This is a genomic window from Janibacter sp. CFPM2_SD2 (assembly GCF_057364645.1).
The window spans coordinates 1-812 of record NZ_JBNFOF010000384.1; the positions used below are offsets into that span (position 1 = coordinate 1).

General features: G+C 76.0%; 1 protein-coding gene. It reads left to right on the forward strand.

Annotated elements, in window-relative coordinates:
* The first annotated feature begins 471 nt into the window (after positions 1 to 471).
* Entirely contained in the window at positions 472 to 657 is a 186-nt protein-coding gene (locus tag AC2W7J_RS18535) for a hypothetical protein (protein ID WP_485984267.1), read from the forward strand.
* The last annotated feature ends 155 nt before the right edge of the window (positions 658 to 812 follow it).

Consider the following 812-nt stretch of genomic DNA (forward strand, 5'->3'; position numbering starts at 1 on the left):
CGCTACGCCGCTGCTCCGTACGGCGAGCCGGGGGTGGGCCGGCCCGGTGGTGCAGGGACGCGGGGTGCGGAGCGCCTATGCCGCTGCTCCGTCCGATGAGCCAGCGGATGAGCCGGCGGTTCGCACGGCAGGCCGGCTCGGTGCCCTAGTACGGAGCAACGGCGTAGTGGGCGGAGAGCCCGGTCGGGGTGGGCTGGTGGGGGCGTGCCCGGAGTACGGAGCAACGGCGTAGTGGGCGGAGAGCCCGATCGTGGTGCGCTGGTCCGGACGCGCCGTCCGTCAGCGGCGGGGGTGGACCGGGATGATGTCGTCGCCGTCGTCCTCGTCGTTGATCGGGACGATCTCGGCGGTTGCGTGGTCGGTGCCGGGGCGACGGGGTGCTTCCGGCAGGCTGGCGGCCGTCTGGTCGGCTCCGCCCGAGCTGTCCTCGCTGGCCCCGACATCCTGCTGGAGGTCGCTGTCCTGCTGGGGGTGGTCCTGACCGTCGTCGCCCTCGCCGTCGGCGTCGTCGTCGGCGTCGCGGGGCGCAGCGACCGCGACCGGCTGGGCGGGCGTGCCGGCTCGACCTCGACAGCCCTCGTCGGCGTCAGAGTCCTCCGGGTCAGCGTCGGGGGTGGCCTGTGGCAGCCACCGCGGCAGTGGCCACGGGCTGCGTGACCTGGGTGGGCCGGGCCGCGGGTGCCGGGGCGGGACTGCTCGTCAGCGTCCCCGTCCGCACGCCGTCGCCTTGTCGGCACGCGCCTCGTCCGCACTCGCGTCGTCCGTGGCGGACGTCGCGTCGCCCGCACGCGGCCGCTGGCCGAGGCTGCGCG